General features: G+C 72.4%; 28 protein-coding genes. 16 read left to right on the top strand and 12 right to left on the bottom strand.

What is annotated here, in order from left to right; translation table 11 throughout:
- Nucleotides 1-51 precede the first annotated feature (51 nt).
- Nucleotides 52-2,265, top strand: coding sequence for a peptidoglycan binding domain-containing protein (locus tag AC3AGO_RS13470; RefSeq protein WP_487820420.1), 2,214 nt, complete (start codon nt 52-54; stop codon nt 2,263-2,265).
- Between the two features lie 67 nt (nt 2,266-2,332).
- Here the strand turns inward: AC3AGO_RS13470 and AC3AGO_RS13465 are convergent, their stop codons facing one another.
- Both AC3AGO_RS13465 and AC3AGO_RS13460 read right to left on the bottom strand, forming a co-directional pair.
- Nucleotides 2,333-3,277 carry a transglutaminase-like domain-containing protein gene (locus AC3AGO_RS13465; protein ID WP_487824646.1) on the bottom strand — a complete coding sequence of 315 codons (945 nt, stop codon included), beginning with the start codon at nt 3,275-3,277 and terminating at the stop codon, nt 2,333-2,335.
- 2 nt (nt 3,278-3,279) lie between these two features.
- Nucleotides 3,280-4,287, bottom strand: coding sequence for a GNAT family N-acetyltransferase (locus AC3AGO_RS13460; RefSeq protein WP_487820419.1), 1,008 nt, complete (start codon nt 4,285-4,287; stop codon nt 3,280-3,282).
- A gap of 139 nt (nt 4,288-4,426) precedes the next feature.
- Between AC3AGO_RS13460 and fdxA the strand changes: the two genes are divergently transcribed.
- Both fdxA and dapC read left to right on the top strand, forming a co-directional pair.
- A complete protein-coding gene (gene fdxA / locus AC3AGO_RS13455; protein WP_487820418.1) occupies nt 4,427-4,753 on the top strand; it encodes a ferredoxin in 327 nt (108 codons plus the stop codon).
- Nucleotides 4,754-4,858: 105 nt separating this feature from the next.
- Nucleotides 4,859-5,962 carry a succinyldiaminopimelate transaminase gene (gene dapC / locus AC3AGO_RS13450; RefSeq protein WP_487820417.1) on the top strand — a complete coding sequence of 368 codons (1,104 nt, stop codon included), beginning with the start codon at nt 4,859-4,861 and terminating at the stop codon, nt 5,960-5,962.
- 140 nt (nt 5,963-6,102) lie between these two features.
- Here the strand turns inward: dapC and AC3AGO_RS13445 are convergent, their stop codons facing one another.
- Nucleotides 6,103-6,543, bottom strand: coding sequence for an ATP-binding protein (locus AC3AGO_RS13445; protein WP_487820416.1), 441 nt, complete (start codon nt 6,541-6,543; stop codon nt 6,103-6,105).
- 324 nt (nt 6,544-6,867) lie between these two features.
- Nucleotides 6,868-7,776, bottom strand: a complete 909-nt coding sequence (locus AC3AGO_RS13440) for a heavy metal transporter (protein ID WP_487824645.1) — start codon at nt 7,774-7,776, stop codon at nt 6,868-6,870.
- Between the two features lie 91 nt (nt 7,777-7,867).
- Here AC3AGO_RS13440 and dapE point away from each other — a divergent pair, with 91 nt between their 5' ends.
- Nucleotides 7,868-8,947, top strand: a complete 1,080-nt coding sequence (gene dapE, locus AC3AGO_RS13435; protein WP_487820415.1) for a succinyl-diaminopimelate desuccinylase — start codon at nt 7,868-7,870, stop codon at nt 8,945-8,947.
- Between the two features lie 109 nt (nt 8,948-9,056).
- Nucleotides 9,057-9,806 (top strand): LOG family protein, encoded by a 750-nt coding sequence (locus AC3AGO_RS13430; protein ID WP_487820414.1) that lies wholly within the window; start codon nt 9,057-9,059, stop codon nt 9,804-9,806.
- A gap of 21 nt (nt 9,807-9,827) precedes the next feature.
- Here the strand turns inward: AC3AGO_RS13430 and folP are convergent, their stop codons facing one another.
- Complete coding sequence (gene folP / locus AC3AGO_RS13425) at nt 9,828-10,697, bottom strand: dihydropteroate synthase (RefSeq protein WP_487820413.1); 870 nt, start codon at nt 10,695-10,697, stop codon at nt 9,828-9,830.
- Nucleotides 10,698-10,902: 205 nt separating this feature from the next.
- Here folP and AC3AGO_RS13420 point away from each other — a divergent pair, with 205 nt between their 5' ends.
- Both AC3AGO_RS13420 and AC3AGO_RS13415 read left to right on the top strand, forming a co-directional pair.
- Nucleotides 10,903-11,274: a hypothetical protein gene (locus tag AC3AGO_RS13420; protein ID WP_487820412.1), complete on the top strand. Its 372-nt coding sequence runs from the start codon at nt 10,903-10,905 to the stop codon at nt 11,272-11,274.
- Entirely contained in the window at nt 11,264-11,944 is a 681-nt protein-coding gene (locus tag AC3AGO_RS13415; protein WP_487820411.1) for a DNA-3-methyladenine glycosylase I, read from the top strand. Before AC3AGO_RS13420 ends, AC3AGO_RS13415 begins: the two co-directional genes overlap by 11 nt.
- A gap of 61 nt (nt 11,945-12,005) precedes the next feature.
- On the opposite strand, the gene AC3AGO_RS13410 is transcribed toward AC3AGO_RS13415, so the two are convergent.
- Entirely contained in the window at nt 12,006-12,794 is a 789-nt protein-coding gene (locus AC3AGO_RS13410) for an enoyl-CoA hydratase-related protein (protein WP_487820410.1), read from the bottom strand.
- A gap of 321 nt (nt 12,795-13,115) precedes the next feature.
- On the opposite strand from AC3AGO_RS13410, the gene AC3AGO_RS13405 reads away from it, so the two are divergent.
- Entirely contained in the window at nt 13,116-13,283 is a 168-nt protein-coding gene (locus tag AC3AGO_RS13405) for a DUF3117 domain-containing protein (protein ID WP_487820409.1), read from the top strand.
- Between the two features lie 135 nt (nt 13,284-13,418).
- On the opposite strand, the gene AC3AGO_RS13400 is transcribed toward AC3AGO_RS13405, so the two are convergent.
- Nucleotides 13,419-14,114 (bottom strand): O-methyltransferase, encoded by a 696-nt coding sequence (locus tag AC3AGO_RS13400; protein WP_487820408.1) that lies wholly within the window; start codon nt 14,112-14,114, stop codon nt 13,419-13,421.
- Nucleotides 14,115-14,277: 163 nt separating this feature from the next.
- Here AC3AGO_RS13400 and sigE point away from each other — a divergent pair, with 163 nt between their 5' ends.
- The 4 genes from sigE to AC3AGO_RS13380 all read left to right on the top strand — a co-directional run bounded on the left by sigE (nt 14,278) and on the right by AC3AGO_RS13380 (nt 17,810).
- A complete protein-coding gene (gene sigE, locus AC3AGO_RS13395) occupies nt 14,278-15,051 on the top strand; it encodes an RNA polymerase sigma factor SigE (protein ID WP_487820407.1) in 774 nt (257 codons plus the stop codon).
- Nucleotides 15,048-16,136: a zf-HC2 domain-containing protein gene (locus AC3AGO_RS13390; protein ID WP_487820406.1), complete on the top strand. Its 1,089-nt coding sequence runs from the start codon at nt 15,048-15,050 to the stop codon at nt 16,134-16,136. The genes sigE and AC3AGO_RS13390 overlap by 4 nt, the downstream gene beginning before the upstream one ends.
- Nucleotides 16,137-16,297: 161 nt before the next feature.
- A complete protein-coding gene (locus AC3AGO_RS13385) occupies nt 16,298-16,792 on the top strand; it encodes a sec-independent translocase (RefSeq protein ID WP_487820405.1) in 495 nt (164 codons plus the stop codon).
- A 325-nt stretch (nt 16,793-17,117) separates the two neighbouring features.
- A complete protein-coding gene (locus tag AC3AGO_RS13380) occupies nt 17,118-17,810 on the top strand; it encodes a hypothetical protein (protein WP_487820404.1) in 693 nt (230 codons plus the stop codon).
- Nucleotides 17,811-17,904: 94 nt separating this feature from the next.
- Here the strand turns inward: AC3AGO_RS13380 and AC3AGO_RS13375 are convergent, their stop codons facing one another.
- The 3 genes from AC3AGO_RS13375 to AC3AGO_RS13365 are packed head-to-tail and all read right to left on the bottom strand — an operon-like array spanning nt 17,905 to nt 20,962.
- Nucleotides 17,905-19,062, bottom strand: coding sequence for an Mrp/NBP35 family ATP-binding protein (locus AC3AGO_RS13375; protein ID WP_487820403.1), 1,158 nt, complete (start codon nt 19,060-19,062; stop codon nt 17,905-17,907).
- Between the two features lie 51 nt (nt 19,063-19,113).
- Nucleotides 19,114-19,611 (bottom strand): DUF1003 domain-containing protein, encoded by a 498-nt coding sequence (locus AC3AGO_RS13370; RefSeq protein ID WP_487824644.1) that lies wholly within the window; start codon nt 19,609-19,611, stop codon nt 19,114-19,116.
- Between the two features lie 49 nt (nt 19,612-19,660).
- The gene (locus AC3AGO_RS13365) at nt 19,661-20,962 is read right to left on the bottom strand and encodes a magnesium transporter MgtE N-terminal domain-containing protein (RefSeq protein WP_487820402.1); all 1,302 of its coding nucleotides are present in this window, start codon (nt 20,960-20,962) and stop codon (nt 19,661-19,663) included.
- 199 nt (nt 20,963-21,161) lie between these two features.
- On the opposite strand from AC3AGO_RS13365, the gene AC3AGO_RS13360 reads away from it, so the two are divergent.
- A complete protein-coding gene (locus tag AC3AGO_RS13360) occupies nt 21,162-21,920 on the top strand; it encodes a hypothetical protein (protein WP_487820401.1) in 759 nt (252 codons plus the stop codon).
- Between the two features lie 69 nt (nt 21,921-21,989).
- Here AC3AGO_RS13360 and AC3AGO_RS13355 read toward each other — a convergent pair whose 3' ends face one another.
- Nucleotides 21,990-22,535, bottom strand: coding sequence for a hypothetical protein (locus tag AC3AGO_RS13355; protein WP_487820400.1), 546 nt, complete (start codon nt 22,533-22,535; stop codon nt 21,990-21,992).
- A gap of 10 nt (nt 22,536-22,545) precedes the next feature.
- A complete protein-coding gene (locus tag AC3AGO_RS13350; RefSeq protein WP_487820399.1) occupies nt 22,546-23,658 on the bottom strand; it encodes a magnesium and cobalt transport protein CorA in 1,113 nt (370 codons plus the stop codon).
- A 514-nt stretch (nt 23,659-24,172) separates the two neighbouring features.
- On the opposite strand from AC3AGO_RS13350, the gene AC3AGO_RS13345 reads away from it, so the two are divergent.
- The 3 genes from AC3AGO_RS13345 to AC3AGO_RS13335 all read left to right on the top strand — a co-directional run bounded on the left by AC3AGO_RS13345 (nt 24,173) and on the right by AC3AGO_RS13335 (nt 26,526).
- On the top strand, nt 24,173-24,769 hold the full coding sequence (locus AC3AGO_RS13345; RefSeq protein ID WP_487820398.1) for a suppressor of fused domain protein: 597 nt from the start codon (nt 24,173-24,175) through the stop codon (nt 24,767-24,769).
- Between the two features lie 146 nt (nt 24,770-24,915).
- Nucleotides 24,916-25,554, top strand: a complete 639-nt coding sequence (locus AC3AGO_RS13340; protein ID WP_487820397.1) for a DUF6758 family protein — start codon at nt 24,916-24,918, stop codon at nt 25,552-25,554.
- A gap of 126 nt (nt 25,555-25,680) precedes the next feature.
- Nucleotides 25,681-26,526, top strand: coding sequence for a PHP domain-containing protein (locus tag AC3AGO_RS13335; RefSeq protein ID WP_487820396.1), 846 nt, complete (start codon nt 25,681-25,683; stop codon nt 26,524-26,526).
- Nucleotides 26,527-26,605 lie beyond the last annotated feature (79 nt).

Genomic DNA, 26,605 nt, shown 5'->3' with positions numbered 1-26,605 from the left:
CGCCCGTGGACAAGCACAATAGGGCGGCGAATCCAACCGGGAGTACCTGCTTTGAGCCGTGAAACTGACAGTTCGTCCTCCGGGCCCCAGGGCGGCCGTGGCGGTTCGGCGTACCCGCCGGGAACCGATCCGTACGGCAGCGCGGGAGATACCGCGGGCCCGGATGCGAACGCGAACCCGAGCGACAATCCGGACAGCAAGGCGCCCTCGGACGAGCCCAGGACCGAGACGACGCTGACCACCCGGATCCGGATCAACATCCCCGGATCGCGGCCCATTCCGCCTGTGGTGATGCGCAAGACCGTCACGGGGAACGAGGACGCGGACGCCGCGCCGGAGTCCCCCTCGGAGCGTACGGACGGCGCCGGCACCCTGCCGCCGCCCCCGCCCGTGACCCCCGCGTCGACCACGGGCCCCGCGGCCCCGGCGGCACCCGCCGGCGGCGCGGGCGAGCAGGGCGGCACGGACGGCGGCGAGCCCGCGCAGGAGACCAGCTCCTGGTTCGCGCCCCGCAAGTCGCCCAAGCCCACGCCCTCTTCGGGCGGCGCGGCGGGTCCGGCCGCGGGCGCGGCGGGTGTCGCGGGTACCGCCGGCGCTGCCGACGGCCTGTCGGCCGGTGACACCGCGGGCGGCCGCGGCGGTCTGCCGTACTTCTCCGACTCGCCTGCGGACAGCGGCACTCCGGGTGCGCGCCCCGACGCGTACGACTCCGGTGCGCCCGCCGCGGGGCACCCCGGCCACCCCGAGACCCCGGCCGACGGCTTTCCGCGCAGCGCGATCCACAACCTGATGGACGGTACGGACGGCGCCGGCGGCGCTCCGGGAACGGGCCCTGGCGGCGCGCCGGCGGGCCCGACGACCGGTCCGCACCACGGCGAAATGCCGTTCGGCACACCGCAGTCCGGCCCGCTCGGAGAGCCGCAGGGCGCCCCGGGAGCCGTTCCGCAGTCCGGCCTCCCGGCCATGGGCGCGGACGCGGGGACCGACACCGGGCCCCAGCAGCAGGTGGAGCCCCCGCCGTACGCCGGCCCGTACGCCCAGGAGCCGGCGGCGAGTTCGACCCTCGGCCTCGGTGCGGGCACGGCGCCCTTCGCCCCCGGCGGCGCCGGCGAGGACCTGCTCCAGGGCGGAGCCCCGGGCGGCCAGAGCGCCACCGGCGCGGACCGCGTGACGAGCGACACGCTGGGCGTGCCCCGCGTGCCGTCCCCCGGCGGCCCGGCCGGCTCCCCGGCGGGTACGCCGTCCGGTCCGGCGGACGGCGCCGGCGCACCCGCCGCCGCGTCCTCCTCCGGCCCGTCCAGAGGCGGTTCGGGAGGCGGCCGTTCGAAGCTCATGCTGGCCGGCGCCGGCCTGGTGGGCCTGATCGGCGTCGCGTACGGGGCGGGCCTGCTGCTCGACCACGCCGACGTCCCGGCCGGCACCAAGGTGCTCGGTGTGGACATCGGCAACACCACCCGGCACGAGGCCGTCAACAAGCTGGACACGGCGCTGGGCAGCAACAGGACGAAGGCGTTCACCGTCTCCGCGGCCGGCCACGAGACGCAGTTGAGGCCCAGCGTGGCCGGGCTGACCCTGGACACCGAGGAGACCGTGCGCAAGGCCGCGGGCCGGGACTACAACCCGGTGTCCGTCATCGGTTCGCTGTTCGGCTCGGAGCGGGAGGCACAGCCCGCCATCAAGGTCGACAAGGAGAAGATGAAGTCGGCCCTCACGCGCATCAGCCGGCAGAGCGGCGGATCCGCCCCGCAGGACGGCATGCTGAAGTTCGTCAGCGGCAAGGCCGTGCCCGTACCGGGCCGCCCCCACAAGGGCATCGACCCGGAACGGGGCGCCGCAGCGCTGGAGAAGGCGTACCGGGACCGCGCCGTCACCGGCCGCAACAGCCCCGTCGCGCTGCCCGTCAGCATGCAGCAGCCCGACGTCGGCAAGCCGGAACTGAACCGTGCCATCCAGGAGTTCGGCAAGCCGGCCATGTCGGGACTGGTCACGGTCAAGGCCGGAAACGCCTCGATCAAGTTCAGCCCGCAGAAGTCGCTGCCGAAATTCCTGTCCATGAAGCCGGTCAACGGCAAGCTGATCGATTCGTACAACCTGCCCGCACTGCAGCAGCTGTACGGCACGACGTTCGCGGGCGTGAAGATCACCCGCGGCACCGGCGCCCGCACCCCGGTCATGCCGCAGGACGTGGTGAGCGCCCTGCGCCCGGCGCTGAAGCAGACCGACCCCGCCAAGCGCGTGGCCGTCATCCCGCTCAACCCGTCCTGACAGCTCGACGGGCGCTGACCGCGCGGTGGGCCGGTCCCTTGCCGGCCCACCGCGCGGCGCCCCGGGCTCAGTTCAGCCGGGCGCGTGCCGCCCTGGCCTCCTTGCGCACCGCGTCGGCCGCCGAGGGCTCCATGGCGGAGATCACCTCCGCGTACGCCTCCATCTCGCGCGCCCCGCCCGTGAAGTCGCCGCGTTCCACGAGCAGTCGCGCGCGCTCGTGCCGCAGGCGTGCCGGATGGTGGGGGAGCAGCAGCGACAGTTCCAGCGCCCACAGCTGCACGGCGGAACGTTCCGGCCGGGCGACGGCCCAGGCGCGGATGTTGTTCAGCACCCGCAGCACGGTCTCCAGCGGCGAGGCGGGCTGCAGCTGTGCGCCGGAGACCCGCGTGTGCCGGCCCGTCGCGCCGGAGACCAGTACGTCCAGTTCGTCCGTCGCCAACAGCCGCCCGCCGGCGAACGGATCGGCCAGCACGTGCTCGCCCGCCGGATCGCCGAAACCGACGACATAGTGGCCGGGCAGCGCCACGCCGTACACCGGCGCACCAGCGCGCCGGGCCACCTCCGTCCACACCACCGACAGCAGGATGGGCAGCCCGCGGCGGCGTTCGAGGACGCGCTGCAGCAGGGACGACTCCAGCCGCTGGTAGTCGGCCTGCGCGCCGTGGAACCCGTGCTGTGCGCCCAGCAGTTCCTCCAGCACCGCCGCCCACTGTGCGGGGGTACGCCCCTTTTCGTACGGCAACAGGCCGGTCAGCCGGTCCAGTTCGACCTGTGCGCGGTCGACGGACCGTTCTGCCGCGTCCGCCAGCCTGTCGCCCGTGTCCCGTGAGTCACCGGGAGCGTCGCCGTGCGTGCCGCCCTGTGCGTCGCCCTGCACGCCCTTCTGCGCGCCGCCCGCGCCCTCCGGGTGCAGCGCCGCCTCGACGCCGATGAGGAGGCACAGCAGCGCGAGGTCCGGCCGTTCCTCGCGTGCGGCTTCGGCGAACCGCCGCCTGTTCTCCTGACTGCTCATGCTCATCCCCGGCTCCCGGGTGCCCGTCGGTAGTGGTACGCGTGGTGGTCCGTGAAGCCCATCCCGTCGTACAGCGCGCGTGCCCCCGTGTTCTCCGCCTCCACCTGGAGGTAGGCGGCCGAGGCGCCCTCCTCCAGCGCCCGCCGCGCCAGTTCGCCCATCACCGCGGTCGCCACGCCCGTACGGCGGTGCTCCGGCGCGACCTCGACCGCGGCGAACCCCGCCCACCGGCCGTCGACGACACACCGGCCGATCGCGGCCGGACTCCCCTCCTCGGCCCGTACCGTCGCGAACCAGACGGAGGGTCCGCCCGTCAGCACCCGCCGTGCCTCGTCGGCCTGTTCACCGGTGCGCCGGTACATCGCCAGCCATGCGGCGTCCGGCTCGCGGGACAGCTCCACCCGGGCGTCCTGCTCCCTGTCGGCGAGCGGCGCCAGCGCGCCGACCCGCAGCAGCGTGTGCCGCTCCGCGGTCCAGCCCCGCCGGTCCAGTTCGGCCGCGAGCAGCTCGGCCGAGTCGGCCCCGCCCGTGGTCACCTGCACCCGGGCCGGCAGCCCGCGCGCCGCGTACCACTCCTCGGCCCGCGCGAGCGCGTCCGCGACGGGCAGCCCCGGATCCCCGAGCGGCAGCACGGAGTTGGCGCGCGCGGTGAAGCCCCCGGCGCTGCGCAGCGTCCACTCCCCGAGCGGTTCCGTCTCGGTGGCCGGCCAGCCGCGCGCCGCGGCCCACTGCAGTTCGCGTACGGTCGCCGCGGGTGTCCCGCGCCGTCTGGCCGGCGCCGCCGGTACGACCTTGCCCGCGACCAGCGCCGCCTCGTCCAGACGTACCGTTTCGCCGCCGCGGCGCGTGATGATCAGCACACCGTCGGTCCACGATGTGAGAACGCCCACCGTGTCAGTGAACCGCCCGGCGCGTTCACCGGTCCCGGTCAAAGACCTGACCGATACGCGTTTGCCCACGTCAGACGGGGTAATTCGGACCTCAAGGCGTCCGCCCGTGGTGAATTCCACAGCTCTACCCGCCCCTCCTGTTCGTCTCGTGCCCGGGAACGGAGATACTAGGTGCGGGCATCGACGACGCCGCGCTCCCGCGCGCCCCGCGGCGGAGCCGCACATCGGTCCGCCAGCCCTATCGAGGAGGAACGACAGCGTGACCTACGTCATCGCGGAGCCTTGTGTCGACCTGAAGGACAAGGCCTGCATCGAGGAGTGCCCCGTCGACTGCATCTACGAGGGCCAGCGGTCCTTGTACATCCACCCGGACGAATGCGTCGACTGCGGGGCCTGCGAACCGGTCTGCCCGGTCGAGGCGATTTTCTACGAGGACGACACTCCCGAGGAGTGGAAGGACTACTACAAGGCCAATGTGGAGTTCTTCGACGAGCTCGGCTCGCCGGGTGGTGCCAGCAAGCTCGGTCTGATCGAGCGGGACCACCCTGTGATCCAGGCGCTGCCCCCGCAGAGCCACGACGAGTGACCTCGAGGTCCTGAGGGCCACGGTCCCGTACGGCACGGCGGTCTCCCGGACCGCCCGGTGCCGGACGGGACCGGCCTTTGTGTGCAGCAGAAAGCGAGTCAACCCGTGCCACCCGTCTCCGACCGGCTTCCCGCCTTCCCGTGGGACCGGCTCGAGCCGTACAAGACCACCGCGGCAGCGCACCCGGACGGCATCGTGGACCTGTCCGTCGGTACGCCCGTCGACCCGGTCCCCGACGTCGTCCGGCGCGCGCTGGCCGACGCCGCGGACAGCCCCGGCTATCCCACGGTGTGGGGCACGCCGGCGCTGCGCGACGCCCTCGCCGGATGGTGTGAGCGCCGGCTGGGTGCCGAAGCCGTCGAGCACCGCAACGTCCTGCCGGTCGTCGGCTCCAAGGAGCTGGTGGCCTGGCTGCCGACCCAGCTCGGTCTGGGCCCGGGCGACCGGGTGGCGTATCCGCGGCTGGCCTACCCGACGTACGAGGTGGGCGCGCGGCTGGCCGGCGCGGAGCCGGTGGTCTACGACGAGCCGTGGGAGCTGGACCCGGCCGGGCTGAAGCTGCTGTGGCTCAACTCGCCGTCCAATCCGACCGGCCGGGTGCTGAGCCGCGAGGAGCTCACCCGCGCGGTCGCCTGGGCGCGCGAGCACGGTGTGCTGATCGCCAGCGACGAGTGCTACCTGGAGCTCGGCTGGGAGGCGGAGCCGGTCTCGGTGCTGCACCCGGACGTGTGCGGCGGCGACTTCGGCGGACTGCTGGCGGTCCACTCGCTCTCCAAGCGCTCCAACCTCGCCGGTTACCGCGCCGCTTTCGTGGCCGGTGACGCGGACGTGCTGGGCGAGCTGCTCCAGATCCGCAAGCACGGGGGAATGATGGTGCCCGCCCCCGTACAGGCGGCGACGGTGGCGGCGCTCGGCGACGACGCGCACGTGGCGGCGCAGCGTGAGCGGTACGCGGCACGGCGCACCGCGCTGCGCGGGGCGCTGGAGGCCCGGGGCTTCCGCGTCGAACACAGCGAGGCCTCGCTGTACTTGTGGGCGACCCGGGACGAGCCCTGCTGGGACACCGTGGCCGAGCTGTCGAAGCACGGCGTGCTCGTCGCGCCGGGCGATTTCTACGGCACGGCGGGGGAGCGGTTCGTACGGGTCGCGTTCACGGCGACGGACGAGCGGGTCGCGGCGGCCGTCCAGCGGCTGCGCGAGGAGGCCTGAGCGGCGGACCCGCCGCCCGGGCCGGAGGGCCCGGACACCGCACCGAACGGCAGTACCGCGCCCGGCAGTTGACCCGCGGACAGCAGTGGGCCCCGGAGGACATGTCCTCCGGGGCCCACTGCGTGCGGGTCGCCGTGCGGTCAGCCGAGCAGGTCGCCGCCGGGAAGCCCGGCACCCGAGCCGGAGGCGCCCAGCTGACCCACGGGCAGCTGGTCGGTGGGCAGCTGGCCGGTCGCCTTGCCGGCGTCGCCGACCGTCTCGCCGGCGTGGCCCGCCGTGCTGCCCGCCAGGTTCTGCGCGGCGGGGGCCGCGACCCGGGCCGCGGAGCCGACGGCCTCGCCCACGGCCGGAACGGCGGACTCGACGGTCTGGCCGCCGGCCTTGCCCGCCATGCCGGTGCTGCCCTGTGCGGCGTTGTCTGCGGTCTTGCCGAGGCCGTCGCCGTCCAGCTGGCTCAGCCCGCCCACGTCGGGCGTCTTCGGCAGCTCCGCGGCGCTGGCGGAACCGGCCGCGCCGACGACGGAAGCGGCGCCCGCAGCGGAGAGCAGCGCGGTCTTGGCGATCCGGCGCGTGAGGGACATGTTGCTCCTTTGACGGAGAGAAAGACTTCTACGGAAGTTCTGCTGTGGTGGCGCTGTGCCGACGGGTCAGCAACCGGTCGGACGGTCTGCATATCGCGCCGGAGTGGCCGGAGGTTGCGGTCGGCGAAGGTAAAGGATTCGCAACGCAGGGCGGTGGCCCGGGAGGGCAAAACCGGGCAATTCAGAGCGCCGCGTCAAGCTCAGCAGAAACGTCAAACCTTCGTGTTCGCTGGGCAGTTGCGTGCCGTGGAAGCGGTGCGCCGGCGTGGGTGCCGTGCTCCTGCCCGCACCGGTCAGCGTCCCCCGTACGGGGCACCGCCCGTACTACTGCCCGGACGCGGTCCTGACGGTCACCCGGCCCTGTTCGCCGGTACGGTTCTCCCCGCCCGTACGGCGCCAGCCCTCGTCCGAACTCGCAGCCGTCCAGACCCTGTTGCCGGCCGTCACCCGGTCGATGCGCAGCTCGTCCGCGTGGGCCACCGCCCAGTGCGCGAGCTCCCACTCGCGCTGCTTCCCCTTCACGGGGACGACGACGTCCCGGCCCGCCACCGCCCTGCGGCCGCTGCCGCCGGACGCCACGGCGGTCCCGGACGGTTCGCCGTCGGGCAGCACGCCGGGGCCGAACTCCCGTACCAGCCGCTCGCGTACCTCCGCCGCGCTGCCCGCCCTGGCGTCGCCCGAGGCGCTGTCCGTGCCGCCCGAGCCCGTCGTGCAGCTGAACGAGGCCGCACGCCGTCCGGTCAGCGCCGCGGTCAGCAGGGCCGCGTCCGTCTCGTGCTTGGCGTACGCCTGCGGGAAGCCGCTGCGCTGCACACGCTGCGCGGCGACGGTCAGCGGCAGCCGCGAGTAGCCGGGGACCTTCGCGAGGTGGGAGTAGAACTCCTCGGACGCGTAGACCGGGTCCTGGATCTGCTCCGCCGTTCCCCAGCCCTGCGAGGGGCGCTGCTGGAACAGGCCGACCGAATCGCGGTCTCCGTGGCCGATGTTGCGCAGTCCCGACTCCTGCATGGCGGTCGCCAGCGCGATGGTCACCGCCCGCTCGGACAGGCCGCGCCGGGAGGCGACGGCCGTGATGGTGGCCGCGTTCGCCGCCTGTGCCGGTTCGAGCTCGTAGTCCTCCCCGCCGTGTCCCTCCCCGTCGGCCCGCACGGTGCAGCCCGGGGGGTCGAACCGGCCGGTGACGTACTCGAACACGGCGTAGCCGGCTATGCAGAGCAGCACGGCCAGCGCCATGGAGATCTTGACGATCCTGGCGCGGCGGCCGGAGGGAGAGGAGACGGAGCGGGGCACGCCGACAAAGGTAGCCCAGCCGTAGGGTTGCCCCATGACGCACACCGGACTCGACCTGCAGCAGGACGCCGCCGAGCTCACAGCGCGGCTGGTGGACTTCCCCTCCGTCAGCGGAAGCGAGAAAGAGCTCGCCGACGCGATCGAGGAGGCGCTGCGCGCCCTGCCCCACCTGACGGTCGACCGGTACGGCAACAACATCGTCGCCCGTACGAACCTGGGCCGGTCCGAACGCGTCATCCTGGCCGGTCACATCGACACCGTCCCGATCGCGGACAACGTCCCGTCCCGCTTGGACGACGACGGTGTCCTGTGGGGCTGCGGCACCAGCGACATGAAGGCCGGCGTCGCCGTCCAGCTGCGCATGGCCGCGACCCTCCCCGAGCCGAACCGCGACCTCACGTTCGTGTTCTACGACAACGAGGAGGTCGCAGCCCACCTCAACGGCCTCGGCCACGTCGCCGAAGCCCACCCGGACTGGCTGGAGGGCGACTTCGCCGTACTGCTGGAGCCCTCCAGCGGCCAGGTCGAGGGCGGCTGCCAGGGCACCCTCCGCGTGCTGCTGCGCACCAGCGGCCAGCGCGCGCACTCCGCGCGCAGCTGGATGGGCGAGAACGCCATCCACGCCGCCGCGCCGTTCCTGGAGCGCCTCGCCGCGTACGAGCCGCGGCGCAAGGTCATCGACGGACTGGAGTACCGCGAGGGCCTGAACGCCGTACGGGTCGAGGGCGGCGTCGCCGGAAACGTCATTCCGGACGAATGCGTCGTCACCGTCAACTACCGCTACGCACCGGACAAGAGCGAGGAGGACGCCCTCGCCCACGTCCGCGAGGTCTTCGCGGACTGCGGCGACTGGGAGCTCACCGTCGACGACAGCTCGGGCGGCGCCCTGCCCGGCCTCTCGCACCCGGCGGCCCGCGCCTTCATCGACGCGGTGGGCGGCGAGCCGCAGCCCAAGTACGGCTGGACCGACGTGTCCCGCTTCAGCGCCCTCGGCGTGCCCGCGGTCAACTACGGTCCGGGCGACCCGAATCTCGCCCACAAGCGGGACGAGCGGGTCGAGACGGCGAAGGTGCTGCACTGCGAGGAGCGGCTGCGCGCCTGGCTGTCCGCCTGACCGGGCCGTACGCCGGCCCGGGCGGGAGGCCGCCCGCCCGAATTTCGCTGTTCGTCATCTCCGTCTGCGTAGGCTGAGGCGGAAAGATCGAAGTCGGAGGGAGCACGGAATGAGCAGCCCCGAGCAGCGGCGGGAGCCGCAGGAGCAGTATCTGGGGCCGGTGGTGCGCCGCCGCGAGCAGGTGCAGTCCTCGACCACCGACCAGCGACTGCTGGACACCACGGGACCCTCCGACTGGGTGCACCAGGATCCGTGGCGGGTCATGCGGATCCAGGCCGAGTTCGTGGAGGGCTTCGGCGCCCTCGCCGAACTCGGCCCGGCGATCAGCGTGTTCGGATCGGCGCGTACGCCCGTGGACTCCCCGGAGTACGACGCGGGCGTCCGCATCGGCCGCGCCCTGGCCGAGGCCGGCTTCGCGGTCATCACCGGCGGCGGGCCCGGCGCCATGGAGGCCGCCAACAAGGGCGCCCTGGAGGCACGAGGCACCTCCGTCGGGCTCGGCATCGAGCTGCCCTTCGAACAGGGCCTCAACGACTACGTCGACATCGGGGTGAACTTCCGCTACTTCTTCGTACGGAAGACGATGTTCGTCAAGTACGCCCGCGGCTTCGTCGTCCTGCCGGGCGGACTCGGCACACTGGACGAGCTGTTCGAGGCGCTCACCCTCGTCCAGACGAAGAAGGTCACCCGCTTCCCGATCGTGCTGTACGGCACCGACTACTGGAAGGGCCTCGTCGACTGGGTGCGCGACACCCTCATCGGACAGGGCAAGGCCTCCCCGAAGGACCTCGAACTCTTCCACCTCACCGACGACATCGACGAGGCCGTCGAGCTGGTCACGAAGGAGACCGCCGGCTGAGCCGCCGCGCGACGGCGCGGCTCACGCGAGCCCGCGCCGCGCCACGGCCGGGTCCCGGTGCCCGGCGATGGCCGCCACCATGTCCACGACCTGCCGGGTTTCGGCCACTTCGTGCACGCGGTAGACCTGCGCGCCGAGCCACGCCGAGACGGCGGTCGTGGCGAGCGTGCCGGTCAGCCGCTCCTTCACGGGGCGGTCCAGGGTCTCGCCGACGAAGTCCTTGTTGGACAGCGACACCAGTACCGGCCAGCCCGTGTCGGCCAGTTCACCCAGCCGGCGCGTGGCCTCCAGTGAGTGCCGGGTGTTCTTGCCGAAGTCGTGGCCCGGGTCGATGAGGATCCCGTCCCGCGGCACCCCCAGTTCCAGGGCGCGCTCCGCCAGCCCCGTCGTCACGCGCAGGATGTCGCCCACGACGCCGTCCTCGCCGTCGTAGCTCACCCGGTGCGGCCGGGTACGCGGCTCCGCGCCGCCCGCGTGCGTGCACACCAGCCCCGCGCCGTACCGGGCCGCGACCTCGGCGAGCTTCGGATCCACCCCGCCCCAGGCGTCGTTGAGCAGGTCGGCGCCGGCCTCGCAGACCGCCTCGCCCACCTCGTGCCGCCAGGTGTCGACGCTGATGACCACGTCCGGCCAGCGCCTGCGCACCTCCGCGACGAAGCCCACCGTGCGGCGTGCCTCCTCCGCGGCGTCCACCTCGTCCCCCGGCCCCGCCTTCACCCCGCCGATGTCCACGATGGCGGCGCCCTCGGAGACGGCCTGCTCGACGCGGTCGAGGGCCGGTTCGTCCCGGAAGGTCGCCCCACGGTCGTAGAAGGAGTCCGGCGTCCGGTTCACGATCGCCATGATCACCGGTTCGTTCGCGCCGAACTCACGCGTTCCCAGGCGCAGCATCCGCCATCCTCTCCACAGCTTCACGGGCCGTCCGCATACATGCCCACCGCAACGGCCGTCGCAGACCATACTGCGTCATCCCGTGCCGCAACTCCCCGTACCCCGGCCGGACAAGCAGGCCACAGGTGGTGTGCGCATGGCACGATCGGGGGCGACAGGCAGTCGTGGCCCAGCCGTGGCCGTATGGCGATCCGGGGAGTTGTCCGTGTTCTGGTTTCTGCTGATCTCGCTCGTGGTGGTCATCGCGGCGGTGACCCTCGCCGTGGTGGGCAGCGGAGACGGGCCCCAGCAGACCGCGAGCGGCGGGCTCACCGAGGCGCCGCCCGACCTGCTCGACGAACCCCTGCCCGCCGGGCGCCCGGTGGCCCGCGCCGACGTGGACGGGCTGCGCCTCGCCGTCGCCGTCCGCGGCTACCGCATGGACCAGGTCGACGACATCCTCGACCGGCTCGGCGCCGAACTCGCCGAGCGCGACGCCCGGATCGCCGAACTGGAGTCCGCGCTGGCCGGCGCGCAGGCCGCCGCGATGGCACGGGACATCCGCACCGACACGGGGGAGGAACCCGATGCCCGCTGACACGCCGGAACCGCCCGCGAAGGCCTGGTCCGCGAAGGTCCGGACGGCAGCGGCGCAGTCCGGACAGGCGCCGTCCGCGCAGGAGACGCACGCCGCCGTTCCCGGCCCGGACGGCCGGCCGCGCTGCCCCTGGGGCGTGTCGCCCGAGGACTACGCCGCGTACCACGACACCGAGTGGGGCCGGCCGGTGCACGGCGACGACGCGCTGTACGAACGGCTGTGCCTGGAGGCGTTCCAGTCCGGCCTGTCCTGGCTGACGATCCTCCGCCGCCGCGAGGGATTCCGCGCCGCCTTCGCCGACTTCCGGATCAAGGAGGTCGCGGCCTTCACGGAGGCCGACGAGGAACGGCTGCTCGCCGACCCCGGCATCATCCGCAACCGCGCCAAGATCCGCGCGACCCTCGCCAACGCGCGGGTCCTCGCCGGCTGGTCCGAGGGCGATCTGGACGCGCTGGTCTGGTCGTACGCGCCGGAGGCCGAGGGCCGTCCCGCGCCGCGCGCGCACACCGAAATCCCCGCGACCACACCGGAGTCGACGGCGCTGGCGAAGGAACTGAAGCGCCGCGGCGTGCGGTTCGTCGGGCCGACCACGGCCTACGCCCTGATGCAGGCCTGCGGCCTGGTCAACGACCACCTCGCCGACTGCTGGGCCCGTCCGCTCCCCGACTGAGGGTCATCTGCCGATACTGCGGCTGTTCGGGGAGCGACCCCCGGACCCCCGGCGGGAAGTGTCATCTACCGATGAACTTCGGGGTCTCCTTCTTCAGGAAGGCCTCGACCGCGATGGTGTGGTCCTCCGACGCGCCCACGGCCGTCTGGAGTCCGGACTCCTTCTCCAGCGTCTCGGCCAGCGAGTGCGACGCGCCGTACGCCATCGCCTGCTTGATCGCCGCGTACGCCGCCGTCGGCCCCTGCGCCAGCTGCCGCGCCACGGCCTCCGCCTCGGCCGCCAGCTCCGCGGCCGGCACGACCTTGTTGGCCAGGCCCAGCTCCAGCGCCTCCTGGGCCTTCACCGGCCGCGGCATCAGCAGCAGTTCGGCCGCCCTGCCCGGGCCCACGAGCCGCGGCAGCGTCCAGGAGATCCCCGAGTCGGTGGACAGCGCCACGCCGGCGAAGGCCGTGTGGAACGCCGCGGTGTCCGCGACCACGCGGTAGTCCGCGGCGAAGGCGAAGCCCGCACCGGCCCCGGCCGCCGCCCCGTTCACCCCGGCGACGACCGGCTTCGGCATGCCCGCGAGGGCCAGCGTGATCGGGTTGTAGTGCTCGTCCACCGTGTTCAGCGCGGCGCCACCGTGCTCGCGCAACGCGCCGGTGTGCTCCTTCAGATCCTGTCCGACACAGAAGGCGCGCCCGCTGCCGGTCAGCAGTACGGCCCGTACCTCCGGGTCCTCCGCGGCCTCCCGCAGGGTGTCCCGCAGAGCCTCCTTGAGCTCCGTATTGAGGGAGTTCATCGCGTCGGGGCGGTTGAGGGTCACCGTCGCCAGGCCCTCGGATACGTCGTAGATCACGGTGTCCGTCATGGGGTTCAGCATGACCTGGATCTTCGGGCGCCGACAGGGGTCCTGCGGGCCGCGCGGGGGGAGCGGCCTGTGAGCTCGCTCAAACCGGATCAGGCACGGTCCGGGCACAAGCCGGACACGAAGCGGAGGAGTATCGCAGTTCGATCGCCGGATTGGGGGGTTTTGTGCGCGATCAGCGATGAAGAGATGCGGACTGATGTTGGTCATCGGGTCCTGCCATGCGGGATAATGACTGGGAAGCAATGTGTTCGATGCCGGTGACATGGCGCCCGCTGTGGGACCGCCGGCTGCGATCAGCTGGTTTCAGGAAGGGGAACGAGCATGGCGGCCATGAAGCCGCGGACGGGCGACGGCCCGCTCGAGGTGACCAAGGAGGGGCGGGGCATCATCATGCGCGTTCCGCTCGAAGGCGGTGGGCGACTCGTCGTCGAGCTGACCCCGGACGAGGCGACCGCGCTGGGCGAAGAGCTGAAGAAGGTCTGCGGCTGAGCTGCGACCGCGCAGCGCCCCTTCCGAGAACCTCCCGCTGCCCCGGAGCGAGTCCGCTCCGGGGCGGCGGCGTTTCCGTATGTCCGCGCGGGCCCGGACGTACGCCCCGCGCCGGACGCGCGCACCGTACGGCGGTCAGCCGCTCCGCTTGACCGCGCACAGCAGCCCGTCCCCGACGGGCAGCAGCGACGGCACGAGCGCGCCGTTCTCGCGTACGGCGCGCAGGAGTTCACGGAGCATCAGCACCTCGTCGGGCTGCGCGGCGGAGTCGACCGTACGGCCGTCGGCGAACACGCCCTCGAAGCACACCAGTCCGCCGGGGCGCAGCAGGCGCAACGATTCTCCGAGATAGTCCAGGCACTCCAGCCGGTCCCCGTCACAGAAGACCAGGTCGTATCCGCCGTCCGCGAGACGCGGCAGTACGTCCAGCGCGTGGCCGGGAATGAACCGCGCCCTGTTCCCGGCGAAGCCGGCCGTACGGAAGGCCTGCCGCGCGAACTGCTGCCGCTCCGGCTCGATGTCCACCGTCGTCAGCACCCCGTCGGCGCGCATCCCGTCGAGCAGGTGGATGCCGGACACGCCGGTGCCGGTGCCGATCTCGGCGATGGCCTTCGCGTCGACGGTCGCGGCCAGCAGCCGCAGCGCCGCTCCGGTGCCGGGGGACACCGCGCGCAGCCCTGCCTCCTGGGCCCGCTCCCGGGCCCAGTCCAGCGCCGAATGCTCGGCGTTGTCGACGTCTCCGACGAGCTCGGCGCCGTATGCGTCGGCGAACGCCCAGCTTGTGAGCCGGTTGCCGGTAATGGCCTTCTCCTGTCCCCGTCTTCCACGCAACGGTGACTGTATCCGCTGCCCCGGGAACCGGGAGATGGGACCGCACGTTGGGCAGGGGTGGAAGGTGCCCCGGGGGAGACGGGTGGCGTCAATGCAGCAAGTCCAGCGGCCGGCTCAAAAGCAGGTCAAAAATCCTTATCCGGAGCTAACGGTCGGTGTGGCTATGGTTGGTGGTCCACTGGACACCACCAGAGCCGACAGGGGAGGTGCGGCTGCGGCCCGGGTCCGCGGAATGCGAGAGCGTTTCCGCAGGCCGGCGGGCGAGCCGAAATCCGTGAGCAACACCGCTGACCAGGTCCACACCGCCGACTCCGCGCCCACGGCGACTTTCGACACCGACGCGGACGCCCAGGCGTGGACTCCTCCGTCCTGGGAGGAGATCGTCAGCACGCACAGCGCACGGGTGTACCGCCTCGCGTATCGCCTGTCGGGCAATCAGCACGACGCGGAGGACCTCACCCAGGAGGTCTTCGTCCGCGTCTTCCGTTCCCTCTCCACCTACACCCCGGGCACCTTCGAGGGCTGGCTGCACCGCATCACCACCAATCTGTTCCTGGACACGGTGCGGCGGAAGCAGCGGATCCGGTTCGACGCGCTGGCCGACGACGCGGCCGAGCGGCTGCCGAGCCGTGAGCCCACCCCGCAGCAGCACTTCAACGACACCCACTTCGACGCGGACGTCCAGCAGGCGCTGGACACCCTCGCGCCGGAGTTCCGGGCGGCGGTAGTGCTCTGTGACATCGAAGGGCTGTCGTACGAAGAGATCGCGGCCACTCTCGGCGTGAAGCTCGGCACCGTGCGCAGCCGTATCCACCGGGGACGCTCGCAACTGCGCAAGGCGCTGCAGCACCGCTCGCCCGAGGCCCGGGCAGAGCAGCAGCGCGCGCTGAGCGCGGCGGTCCCCGCTGCCCGGAGTGGGGAGGTCGGAGCCGAGTGAGCGGCACAGGCTGGGGTGCCCGGTCGCCGAAGGCGGCGGGTGACCCGACGTCAGCCGAGCATCATCTGGGAGACCGTCTCGCGGCGCTGGTCGACGGCGAGTTGGGGCACGACGCGCGCGAGCGCGTGCTCGCCCACCTGGCGACCTGCCGGAGCTGCAAGGCCGAGGCGGACGCCCAGCGGCGGCTGAAGAACGTCTTCGCGGACACGGCGCCCCCGGCGCCCTCGGACGGGCTGCTGGCGCGGCTCCAGGGGCTGCCCGCCGGCCCGCCGACCGGCCCGGACGGTGATGACGGTCCGGGCGACGGCAGCGGCGGCGCGGGCGGGTTCACCCCGGCGGCGGCCGTCGGGGCGCGCGGAGCGTCCCCGTGGGACTTCGAATATCTGCCGGGCGGCGGGGGACACAGCGCGCTGTCCCCGTCGCGCGGCTTCCGGATACACGAGACGGCGGAGCGGGACATCCGCCCGCCGGACCCCGCCACCTCTGTGACATCCGTCGCACCGCAGGGCTCCGCCTCGCGCGGGCGCCGGTTCGCCTTCGCCGCCGCGGGCGCCTTCTCGCTCGCGGCCCTCGCGCTGGGCGGCGGCGCGCTCGGCGGTGCCGGCAGCGGCACACAGGCCGCCGGCGACAACGCCTCGGCGAGTCCCGTCCGTTCGGCCAACTCGGGCGCCGCGTCCGACGGCAGGCGGCGCGGCGGCGAGAAGAACGTCCCGGGGCCGCGTGCGGGCAAGGCCGAGCGCGGCGGCCAGCGCGCTTCGGGGGCGTCCTCCACGGCCCCGCCCGCCTCGTCCCCGCAGCAGCAGCCCGGCAGCCTCTATCCGCTGCTGCACGCCGCCCGGTTCAGCGCGCCCTTCACCTCTCCGGTGCTGCGTCCCGCGCTGCCGACGGCGTCCGCCGGCGCCCGGAGCGCCGCCCCGTCCACGGCGCCCAGCGCGTCCGCGACGGGGCAGGAGACGTCGTGGACGGCGCCCGCGCCCTCCTACGGCTCCGCGGCGTACGGCACGACGATGGTCGGCGCCGTGCCGGGGCGGACGCCCGCCGGCAGCGCGCAGGGCGCGGCCTCCCCCGTGCCGCAGCAGCGCTGACGGGGTCCCCCGGCATACGGTGACCGGTGTCCGCCGGTCCGGGCCGCCCGGCCCGCGCGGAACACGTCGGGCGGCCGGGCTCCCACCCCGGGCCGGACTCCGGGTACCGTGACACCGGGCCGCTGGCCCCGGGAACGCACTGAGGGATGAGGAGCTGCAAGGTGTTCTTCGACATAGGACCCCTAGAGCTGGTCGCGCTCATCATTCTGGCCGTGCTGATCTTCGGCCCGGAAAAGCTCCCCAAGGTCATCCAGGACGTCGCCTCCTTCATCCGCAAGGTGCGGCAGTTCTCGGACAGCGCCAAGGAGGACATCCGCTCCGAACTGGGGCCGGAGTTCAAGGACTTCGACTTCGAGGACCTCAACCCGAAGAACTTCGCCCGCAAGCACCTGATGAACGGCGAGGACGAGTACGGCCTGAAGGAGATCCGGAACGGCTTCGATCTCCGCAAGGAGCTCGACGACGTCACCGACGCGGTGAACGGCACCGAGCGGGCCGGCGGCGCGGCCGCGGCGGGTGCCGCCGGTGCGGCGGCGACCGCGGGCGGGGCGAAGGCGAACCTCCGCAAGGACGGCGACGCCGGGACGGACCAGTCCGCGTCCGGCAGCCGGCTCACCAAGAGCGACCCGCCGCCCTTCGACGCCGACGCCACCTGACGCGGGCACGACCTTCAGGACACACCCGGGGGCGTGTCGCCGCCGGTTCGGCTGTCACCGGTTCGGACGTGCCTTCCGGCCTGCGACGGACGCCTCCGGAACCCTTCTGACCTCGGCCCGGGACCGGCCCGACCGGTCCGGCTCAGCCGTTCGCATCACACGCGGGCGGACGCCGAGTGAGGCCCATTTCACGCTTCTTGACGCCACCCGATCTCCTGTCATGCCCGACACAGCGGACCTGGATGGCTATCCTCCCTGTGTCCGGGGTGACCGCTCCGCGGGGCAGGCCGCCCATGGCACAGGGCAATGAGGAGGCGTCGCACTGATGGAGACGACGAGTCGGGTGGCCGGCACAGCGGTCCCGCCGGGGGCGATCCCCGGGGTCGCACCCGGGCACGCGGGCGTTCCCGGTGCACGGCGGACTGTGGACGGCTTTTTGATGGCTGCATTTCCGTGGTACGGCCTCGACGAGGCCTTCACCGGCCCACGCTGGCTGCTCCGGGCAGCGGCAGCCGCCGACGGCACCGTCGAGCACGGTTCGACAGGCCACGGGGAGGAGCCCTCGCTCAAGGTCGAGACGAGTCCCGACAAGCAGCGGTTCGCCGTCGTGGTGACGGTCGCCAGCCGCCCGGTCCGGCGCAGCGCGGACGGCACGGGCGTACTGGAGGCGACTTCCGTGTCAACTGCCGCCTGGCTGGCGGGTTCCGGCTTGCTGTCGTGCACGTGGCCGCAGGACATGGAGCGCGGGCTGCGGCAGGACTGGCTCGACCAGCAGACGGGTGTCGCCTGGGAGCTGGCCGACAACCTCGGCGGCCAGGGCTGGTCCCAGCTGTCACTGCCGGTCGACGGCGAGCCGGCCGACTTCCACTACCGCGAGTCCGAGTACGGCTGGGTGCTCGCCGGATCCGCACAGGAGGGCGTGCACATCGGCGCGTACGGCCGCGGGATGAGCGCCTACGGGCTGGGCTTCTCTGTGGTGAAGGACATCAACGGCTACGCGGAGGACGCCCGGGACTGAGTCCGGTGCGGCGCCTCCGGAGTATTTCCGGCAGCGTTTCCGTACGCGTATACGTAAGGGGCGCCCGCATTGGCGGGCGCCCCTTACGCGTGGGTCAGAACTTGTTGCTGGGCGTCAGGCCCAGGGACATGCCCTGGAGTCCCCGCTGCCGCTCGACCAGCTTGGCCGCGATCCCGCGGATCGCCGAACCGGCCGGCGAGTCCGGGTCGGACAGCACGATCGGCTTGCCCTCGTCGCCGCCCTCGCGCAGCCGCACGTCGATCGGGATGCCGCCGAGCACCGGCACCTCGGCGCCTGTCGTCTTCGTGAGGCCGTCGGCGACGCTCTTGCCGCCGCCGGTGCCGAACACGTCGATCAGCTCGTCGCAGTGCGGGCAGGGCATCCCCGACATGTTCTCGATGACGCCGACGATCTTCTGGTGCGTCTGCACGGCGATCGACCCGGCGCGCTCGGCGACCTCGGCGGCCGCCTGCTGCGGCGTGGTCACCACGAGGATCTCGGCGTTGGGGATCAACTGGGCGACGGAGATGGCGATGTCGCCCGTGCCGGGCGGCAGGTCGAGCAGCAGCACGTCCAGGTCGCCCCAGTAGACGTCCGCGAGGAACTGCTGCAGCGCACGGTGCAGCATCGGACCGCGCCACACCACGGGGGAGTTGCCCGGGGTGAACATGCCGATGGAGATGACCTTCACGCCGTTCGCCTGCGGCGGCATGATCATGTCCTCGACCTGGGTCGGCTTGCCGTCCGCTCCCAGCATCCTGGGCACCGAGTGCCCGTAGATGTCCGCGTCCACGACGCCGACCTTCAGCCCGTCGGCCGCCAGCGACGCCGCCAGGTTCACCGTCACCGAGGACTTGCCGACGCCGCCCTTGCCGGAGGCCACGCAGTACACCCGGGTCAGCGAGTTCGGCTGCGCGAAGGGAACCTCGCGCTCGGCCTGGCCGCCGCGCAGCGAGGTCGCCAGCTCGCGCCGCTGCTCGTCGCTCATCACGTCGAGTTCGACGGAGACCCGCGTGACTCCTGCCACAGCCTGCACGGCCTCGGTGACATTCGTGGTGATGGTCTCCCGAAGCGGACATCCTGCGACGGTCAGAAAGACCCCCACGTCGACGGCGCCGTCGGGTGCGATGTCGATGGATTTGACCATCCCCAGATCGGTGATCGGCCGGTGGATCTCCGGATCGTTCACCGTCGCGAGCGCGTCACGCACCGCATCTTCGGTCGGGGTGGTTTCGTACGCCTCGGTAGCCATGCCGAAATGGTACGGCTCCGCGTCCGCGAATCCGAAGGGCAGGGCTCCCCGTCAGCGTCCGGGACCGCCCTCCCCGGCGCGCTCCCTGCTCTCCATCTCCCTGACCAGGTCCTGGAGATGGTTCTGGAGCTCCGAGCGGATCCAGTCCCGGGTGGCGACCTCGCCGAGTCCCATCCGCAGTGCGGCGATCTCCCGGGTGAGGAACTCCGTGTCCGCGATGCTCCGTTCGTTCCGCTTCCGGTCCTGCTCCAGGTTGACCCGGTCCCGGTCGTCCTGCCGGTTCTGCGCCAGCAGGATCAGCGGCGCCGCGTACGAGGCCTGCAGCGACAGCGCCAGCGTCAGGAAGATGAAGGGGTATTCGTCGAACCGCAGGGACGGCGGCATCAGCACGTTCCAGCCGACCCAGACGATGATCACCACCGTCATCCAGACGATGAACCGCCCGGTGCCCAGGAAGCGCGCGATCTCCTCCGACAGCCGCCCGAACGCGTCCGGGTCGTACTCCGGCAGCAGCCTGCGCCGCGGCGCCCGCGGCAGATCGAGCCGCATCCGCGCGGGACGCTCGTCCCGCTCGCGTTCGCGCTCCCTCTCCTCCCGTTCATCGGGCACGGTGGGCACCTCCCTCCGTGTGCGGCTCGCCCAGCTCTTCCAGTCCGTGTGCCGCCGCCTCCCGCCAGTCCACCGGCAGCAGGTGGTCGAGCACGTCGTCGACCGTGACGGTGCCCAGCAGATGCCCCGCCTCGTCGACGACGGGCGCCGACACGATGTTGTACGTCGCCATGTAGCCGGTCAGCGCGGCCAGGGTGCTCTCCGGCGGCAGGGGCTGCAGGTCGGTGTCGATGAGCGAGCCGACGAGCGCGAAGGGCGGTTCGCGCAGCAGCCGTTGGAAGTGGATGACGCCCAGATAGCGGCCCGTCGGCGTCTCGTCCGGCGGCCGGCACACGTACACCTGCGCCGCCAGCGGAGTGGACAGCTCCTCGTTGCGCACCCGCGCCAGCGCCTCCGCCACCGTCGCGTCCGGGCGGAGCACGATCGGCTCGGACGTCATCAGCGCACCGGCCGTGCCCTCCTCGTACGACAGCAGCCGGCGCACCGGGGCCGCGTCCTGCGGGCGCATCAGCTCCAGCAGCCGTTCCTTGTCCATGTCCGGCAGGGCGGCGAGCAGGTCGGCCGCGTCGTCCGGGTCCATGGCCTCCAGGACGTCCGCCGCGCGCTCGTCCTTCAGCTTGTCGAGGATCTCCACCTGGTCGTCCTCCGGCAGTTCCCCCAGGACGTCGGCGAGCCGCTCGTCGTTCAGCGCCGCGGCGACCTCCTCGCGCCGCTTCTCGGTCAGATGGTGCAGCACGTTCGCGAGGTCGGCGGGGCGCATCGGTTCGAAGGTGGCCAGCAGCTGCGCCGCGCCCTGTCCCTTCTCCTCCAGGCCGAAGCCGGAGACGGCGCCCCACTCCACGGTCAGCGTGTCCCCGCGGCGCCGCAGTGCGCCGCCCTTCCCCTTGCGTACGAAGAGCTTGTCGAGCTCCCAGTCGCGCCGGGCGGGCAACTGCCGCATGCCGATGTCGAGAACGGTGACCTCCTCGCCCGTCTCCACGAGCGTCACCCGCCGGTCCAGCAGTTCGCCGAGCGCGAGGGTCTCGGCGGGACGCTGTTCGAACCGCCGCATGTTCACCACGCCGGTGGTGATGACCTGTCCGGACTCCACGCCGGTCACCCGGGTCATCGGCAGGAACACCCGGCGTCTGCCCGCCACCTCGACGACCAGGCCGAGCACCCCCGGCGGCCGGCCGCCCAGCCGCAGCATGACGACGACGTCGCGGACCCGGCCGACCTGATCGCCGTTCGGGTCGAAGACGGCGATGCCGGAGAGGTGCGAGACGAAGACCCGCGAGGCGCCTGCCGCCATGGTCGGGCCTCCTCGTGTCCGCGGGCTCCGGGCACGCACGGCAGCCGGGAAACCGACTGTTATGCGTGTTTTGCCGGAATCACACTAACCTGACCGGCCCTGCGGCGACCCCGTGGCATGCTCCGGACGACTGCCTTCCGCCGCACACCTGACGCCCCGGTAGGGTGCGGTCGAACCCGACGGCCTGGAGGAATCCGACGTGACTCGACGCGCCCGCATCCCCCGTAGCGCAGCACTGGCGGCAGTCGTCTGCGCAGGGCTCACGGTGACGTTGGCAGGATGCGGGAGCGAGGATCCCGACAAGGGCACCAACGGGGTCGGAAAACTCTCCCCGACCAAGATCGAGATGCAGGCGCGCAGCTCCGCGGAGCGCGCCCAGGCCGTGAAGCTCTCCGGCAACCTGGTCAGCAAGGGGCGTACGTACAAGCTGAACATGCGGCTCACCGAGGACGGCGGCGCCGGTCAGGTCGGCACCGTGGGCGGCCACACCTTCGAACTCCTGCGCAGCGGCCAGGATCTCTACCTGAAGGCCGACACCGGCTTCTGGGCCAACCAGGAGAAGAGCGGCAAGCAGCCCACCGCCGCGGACACGGCGGCGGCGAGCAAGCTCCAGGGCAAGTACGTGAAGGTGCCGCACGGCGACCCGGCGTACAAGCAGCTCAGCGGCTTCACCGACATGAAGGTGATGCTGGAGGCCGTCCTGGTGCTGGACGGCAAGCGCCAGGCCGGCGACCGCGGCCGGATCGAGGGGCAGCGCACCATCGAGGTGCGGGCGGGCCAGGGCGGCGGCGGCATCATGGACGTCTCGCTGAAGGGCCGGCCCTACCCCCTCAGGATGGAGCGCGGCGGCGACGCGGGGACGCTCCAACTCAAGGACTGGAACAAGCAGTTCGCCCTGCACGCGCCCGACAAGGACCAGGTCGTCGACTACGGCAAGCGCATCTCGGCCAGCGAGTAGGGGGCCGGCGGGCGCGCCTCTCCGTGCGCCGTGTCCCTGCGCCGTGCCACCGGGCCGGGCGTCCGCGCGTCAGCGCGAGGTGCCCCGCCCGCGCCGCCGGAACAGCAGCTTCGGCAGTCCGCCCGGCTGCGGCTGCCGCGTGGTGGCCTCCGTGGTGAGCGGGACCGCCGCGTGCGAGTCCTCCGGCATGTTGCCCGGCTTCTGCCCCGGCGCACCGTCCGGCACCAGGCGCAGCACCACGCACTCACGCGCCCAGCGCTCGCTGATCGTGTCGGCGTCGGGCGCGTTCAGCCGCTTGCCCTTCAACTCGCCGACGGCCGCCTCCCACTGCTCGCCGCCGGGCGTCAGCTCGTGCACCCGCGCGGGCCAGGCCACCAGCCGTCCGCCCTTGTCCTTGCTGCGGACGGTCACCGTCGCCGTCCCGCCGTCGGCCAGCGAGAGGCCGTCCAGGGGCTGTTCACCGGGCCCGCCGACCAGACAGACGGCACCCTCGTGCCATACGTGCCACAGGCCGCGTGACGGGCCCTCAGGGCCGCGCACCCACACGAGGCCGGACTTCTTGGTGGCCTCCTCGACGAGGGCCTGATCGAGCACACTGCCGGACGACTGATCCATACGCCGCAGGCTACAGCCAGCCGTTCCGCTTGAATCCGCGGTGGATGGCGAAACAGATGGCCACCGTCACGCACAGCACGGCCGGATAGCCGTACTTCCACTTGAGTTCGGGCATGTAGTCGAAGTTCATGCCGTAGATGCCCGCGATCATCGTGGGCACCGCGAAGATGGCCGCCCACGAAGTGATCTTCCGCATGTCCTCGTTCTGCGCGACGGTCGCCTGCGCGAGATTCGCCTGCAGGATGGAGTTCAGCAGATCGTCGAAGCCGAGCACCTGCTCGTTGACGCGGGCCAAGTGGTCGGCCACGTCCCGGAAGTACTTCTGGATGTCCGGGTCGATCACGCGCATCGGACGCTCGCTCAGCTGCTGCATTGGCCGCAGCAGCGGCGAGACGGCGCGCTTGAACTCCAGTACCTCGCGCTTCATCTGGTAGATCCGGCCGGCGTCCCCGCCGCGCCGCCCCTTGCCCGCGCTGTCCGAGAAGACCTCGATCTCGACCTCGTCGATGTCGTCCTGCACAGCGTCCGCGACCGCCATGTAACCGTCGACAGTCTGGTCGGCGATCGCGTGCAGAACAGCCGAGGGGCCCTTGGAGAGCAGCTCCGGGTCGTCCTCCAGCCGGTGCCGCAGCGCGCGCAGTGAGCCCTGTCCGCCGTGCCGCACGGTGATGATGTAGTGCGGCCCGGTGAAGCACATCACCTCGCCGGTCTCCACCACCTCGCTGTTGGAGGTGAGTTCGGCGTGCTCCACGTAGTGGATGGTCTTGAAGACCGTGAACACGCTGTCGTCGTACCGCTCCAGCTTGGGGCGCTGATGCGCGTGCACGGCGTCCTCGACGGCCAGCGGGTGCAGTCCGTACTCGGTGGCGATCCCGGAGAACTCCTGCTCCGTCGGCTCGTGCAGACCGATCCACACGAAGTCCCCGCCGTCGCCCGCGCGCACCGTCCGCAGCGCGTCGTCAGGGCTCAACTGCCGCCCCATCCGGCGCCCTTCGCGGTACACCGCGCAGTCGACGACGGCGCTGCTGGTGGTCGACGAGGAAGAGGAGTCGTAGGTGTACGGGTGGGTGCCCTTCCGCAGGGTGGGGCGTACGGCTTCGCGCAGGTCTCGGATCATCGACATGCCGGCTCCTTGAGAGATGCCAAGCCGTCGTGCGGTGGGCGCAGCGCTGCCCGGAATGGGGACCTACGGTGGGTGGGGGCCCGGGCCGGAGGTCTGCAAAGCGGGCACCACGCGTATTCGCGGTGACGGCGTTCGCTGACGGGACGGGATTGAGCGAACCTCAAGCGCTCTTCCGTTGTGCGAACCCGGCGGAAAGAGAGACCCAGTTGCAGGTTTCGCCGCGATGCGGCGGGGGATGTAGGGCCTCAGGAGCGGGGTCGCGGCTTCCGGACGGAAGAGCGGTTGGTACTGCACGGTCGACTCGGATCCATGTCAGTCCCACCTCCTCCGGCCGGTCCCCCGGAGGGGACGATCCACATATGCCTTGACCAGCAGCCAACGTTAACACCGGCAGAACTGTCCAACCCCCGCTTTCGGTCAAGCAGAAGGGGACTTTGCTTCTCCTTTCCACGCCCTGTACGCCTCTCCGGTTCCCGCCCGCGGCCCGCGGAGTGCCGCGACTTATGCTCGCCGCATGGCTCCTGACGTCACCCCCCTTGTCGAGTCCCGGCTGCGTACGGCGCTGGGCGAGCCCGATGCGCGTGCTTCCGTGACCTTCCTGGGCACGGACCGCATCGAGGTGCTGCGCTTCCTGGACGCGGAGCAGGGCCTTGTGCGGTACGCCACGCTCGGCATGTCGGCGGCCCCCATGACCGATCCCGCCGACGCGCTCGCCGACCCCGAACGCGGCCCGCGCGCCGAACTGGTGCTGTCCGTACGGGCGGGTGTGGCCGAAACCGACAAGGTGCTGCGCCCGTTGGCGGTGCTGGCGGCCTCGCCTCAGGTGGAGGGTGTGGTGGTGGCCCCCGGCGCGTCCCTCGACGTGGGCGACCCGCTGTGGCCCGGTGCGCCGTTCACCTCGGTGCTGGTGGCCGAATCGGGCGGCCTGGTCGAGGACTTGGAGCTGGACGACCCGCTGGAGCCGGTGCGCTTCCTGCCGCTGCTGCCCATGACGCCGAACGAGGCGGCGTGGAAGCGGGTGCACGGCGCGTCGGCCCTGGAGGAGCGCTGGCTGAAGGCCGGCACCGACCTCCGTGACCCGTCGCGCGGTTCCGTACCCCTGACGGACTGACAGCCCCCGAAAGATGCAAGGGGCATCTGAAATCCCCTGGTCGGCCGCCCCGCCCGGCCGGCGCACGGCCGGGTCCCGCCGCGCCCGGCACCCGGGCGGGTGATCGTCCTTGACGGGGCGCCGGGCGGGGAGCACCGTTGTGCTTCATGAGGGGCGAACCCAGTTGCCCGAAATGCGGTGGCCGGGTCCGGGCGCCCGGACTTTTCGCCGACACCTGGCAGTGCGACGTGCACGGCACCGTGCACCCGCTCCAGCCGGCCCTTCCGCCCAGCGTCGAAGCGCTCGCGGTGGTCGTCGGCCGCACTCAGGTACCGGTGTGGATGCCCTGGCCGCTGCCGGTCGGCTGGCTGTTCACCGGCGTCGCCTGCGCGGGCGACGACCGCAGCGGCGGCCGGGCGACCGCCGTCGCCTGCTCGGGGCCCGGGCCGCTCGGCGGCCCCGGTGAACTCCTGCTCGTGGCCGAGGAGCTGGGCATCGGACTCGGCGCCCGGTACGCGGGCCTGGACGGCCCCGACCCCGGCCCGCAGATGCGCACCGACCAGCCGCCGCACGTGAAGGTCCTGGCCGCGGGCCGGCCCACGCCGCTGTGGCACGTCGACGGACCGCCGGACGACCGCGCCGTGTTCGCCGGCGAGGCGTGCGGACTGTGGCTGTGGGCGATCGTCTGGCCGGAGACCTCGGGGCTGATGCTCTACGACGAGCTGGTGCTCACCGACCTGCGCGACGCGGGCGCCGAGGTCGACCTGCTGCCCTGCGGCGCGCTCTCCCCCCGCATCCTCGGCTGACGGGCCGGGCGTCCACAGACCGGAGGCCGGCGAGTCGGCAGGCTGACGGGCTGACAGGGGCACGGCGGCGTATGGCTATCCTGGGCCTGCCAGTTCCGCAGCGTCGTCCCGTTGGAGCCCCGCCCCGTGCGCATCGATCTGCACACCCACTCCACCGCCTCGGACGGCACGGACTCGCCCGCCGAACTGGTCCGCAACGCCCGCGCCGCGGGGATCGACGTCGTCGCCCTCACCGACCACGACACGGTCTCCGGGCACGCCGAGGCTCTCGCCGCGCTGCCCGCCGGGCTCACGCTCGTCACCGGCACCGAGTTCTCCTGCCGCCTCGATGGTGTCAGCCTGCACATGCTCGGCTACCTCTTCGACCCGGACGAGCCCGAACTGGCCCGGGAGCGCGAGCTGGTGCGCGACGACCGGATCCCGCGCGCCCGCGGCATGGTCGCCAAGCTGCGCGAGCTCGGCGTACCGGTCACCTGGGAACGCGTCGCCGAGATCGCGGGCGACGGCGCGGTCGGCCGCCCGCACATCGCGACCGCCCTGGTCGAGGCCGGTGTCGTGCCCACCGTGTCGGACGCGTTCACCACCGAGTGGCTCGCCAACGACGGCCGCGCGTACGTGGAGAAGCACGAGCTCGACCCCTTCGACGCGCTGCGGCTGATCAAGGGCGCGGGCGGCGTCGCCGTCTTCGCGCACCCGCTCGCCGCCAAGCGCGGGCAGACCGTACCGGAGAGCGCGATAGCCGAACTGGCCGCAGCGGGACTCGACGGCATCGAGGCCGACCACATGGACCACGAGCCCGCCGTACGCACCCGCCTGCACGGGCTCGCGGCCGACCTCGGCCTGCTGGCCACCGGATCCAGCGACTACCACGGCAGCCGGAAGACCTGTGTGCTCGGCGAGCACACCACCGACCCCGAGGTCTACGCGGAGATCGCGGCCCGCGGCTCAGGCGCCGCCCCCGTCACAGGCTGACCCAGCACACTCCGCGCGGTTTCCCGTCCCGGACGGCCGGGCAGCTGTCCCGCGCAGCGCCCCGGGCACGCCCGTCCCG

Source organism: Streptomyces sp. BL1 (assembly GCF_057628045.1).
Note: the sequence above shows the minus strand (reverse complement) of the source record. Positions and strands in the feature narration are given on the sequence as shown.

Coding starts and splice junctions, on each gene's coding strand:
- AC3AGO_RS13465 (WP_487824646.1), bottom strand. CDS start 3,277: ATGAGCAGTCAGGAGAACAGGCGGCGGTTCGCCGAAGCCGCACGCGAG.
- AC3AGO_RS13445 (WP_487820416.1), bottom strand. CDS start 6,543: ATGTCCCTCACGCGCCGGATCGCCAAGACCGCGCTGCTCTCCGCTGCG.
- AC3AGO_RS13440 (WP_487824645.1), bottom strand. CDS start 7,776: ATGGCGCTGGCCGTGCTGCTCTGCATAGCCGGCTACGCCGTGTTCGAG.
- dapE (WP_487820415.1), top strand. CDS start 7,868: ATGACGCACACCGGACTCGACCTGCAGCAGGACGCCGCCGAGCTCACA.
- AC3AGO_RS13430 (WP_487820414.1), top strand. CDS start 9,057: ATGAGCAGCCCCGAGCAGCGGCGGGAGCCGCAGGAGCAGTATCTGGGG.
- folP (WP_487820413.1), bottom strand. CDS start 10,697: ATGCTGCGCCTGGGAACGCGTGAGTTCGGCGCGAACGAACCGGTGATC.
- AC3AGO_RS13415 (WP_487820411.1), top strand. CDS start 11,264: ATGCCCGCTGACACGCCGGAACCGCCCGCGAAGGCCTGGTCCGCGAAG.
- AC3AGO_RS13410 (WP_487820410.1), bottom strand. CDS start 12,794: ATGACGGACACCGTGATCTACGACGTATCCGAGGGCCTGGCGACGGTG.
- AC3AGO_RS13405 (WP_487820409.1), top strand. CDS start 13,116: ATGGCGGCCATGAAGCCGCGGACGGGCGACGGCCCGCTCGAGGTGACC.
- sigE (WP_487820407.1), top strand. CDS start 14,278: ATGGTTGGTGGTCCACTGGACACCACCAGAGCCGACAGGGGAGGTGCG.
- AC3AGO_RS13380 (WP_487820404.1), top strand. CDS start 17,118: ATGGAGACGACGAGTCGGGTGGCCGGCACAGCGGTCCCGCCGGGGGCG.
- AC3AGO_RS13375 (WP_487820403.1), bottom strand. CDS start 19,062: ATGGCTACCGAGGCGTACGAAACCACCCCGACCGAAGATGCGGTGCGT.
- AC3AGO_RS13370 (WP_487824644.1), bottom strand. CDS start 19,611: ATGCGGCTCGATCTGCCGCGGGCGCCGCGGCGCAGGCTGCTGCCGGAG.
- AC3AGO_RS13365 (WP_487820402.1), bottom strand. CDS start 20,962: ATGGCGGCAGGCGCCTCGCGGGTCTTCGTCTCGCACCTCTCCGGCATC.
- AC3AGO_RS13355 (WP_487820400.1), bottom strand. CDS start 22,535: ATGGATCAGTCGTCCGGCAGTGTGCTCGATCAGGCCCTCGTCGAGGAG.
- AC3AGO_RS13350 (WP_487820399.1), bottom strand. CDS start 23,658: ATGTCGATGATCCGAGACCTGCGCGAAGCCGTACGCCCCACCCTGCGG.
- AC3AGO_RS13345 (WP_487820398.1), top strand. CDS start 24,173: ATGGCTCCTGACGTCACCCCCCTTGTCGAGTCCCGGCTGCGTACGGCG.
- AC3AGO_RS13340 (WP_487820397.1), top strand. CDS start 24,916: ATGAGGGGCGAACCCAGTTGCCCGAAATGCGGTGGCCGGGTCCGGGCG.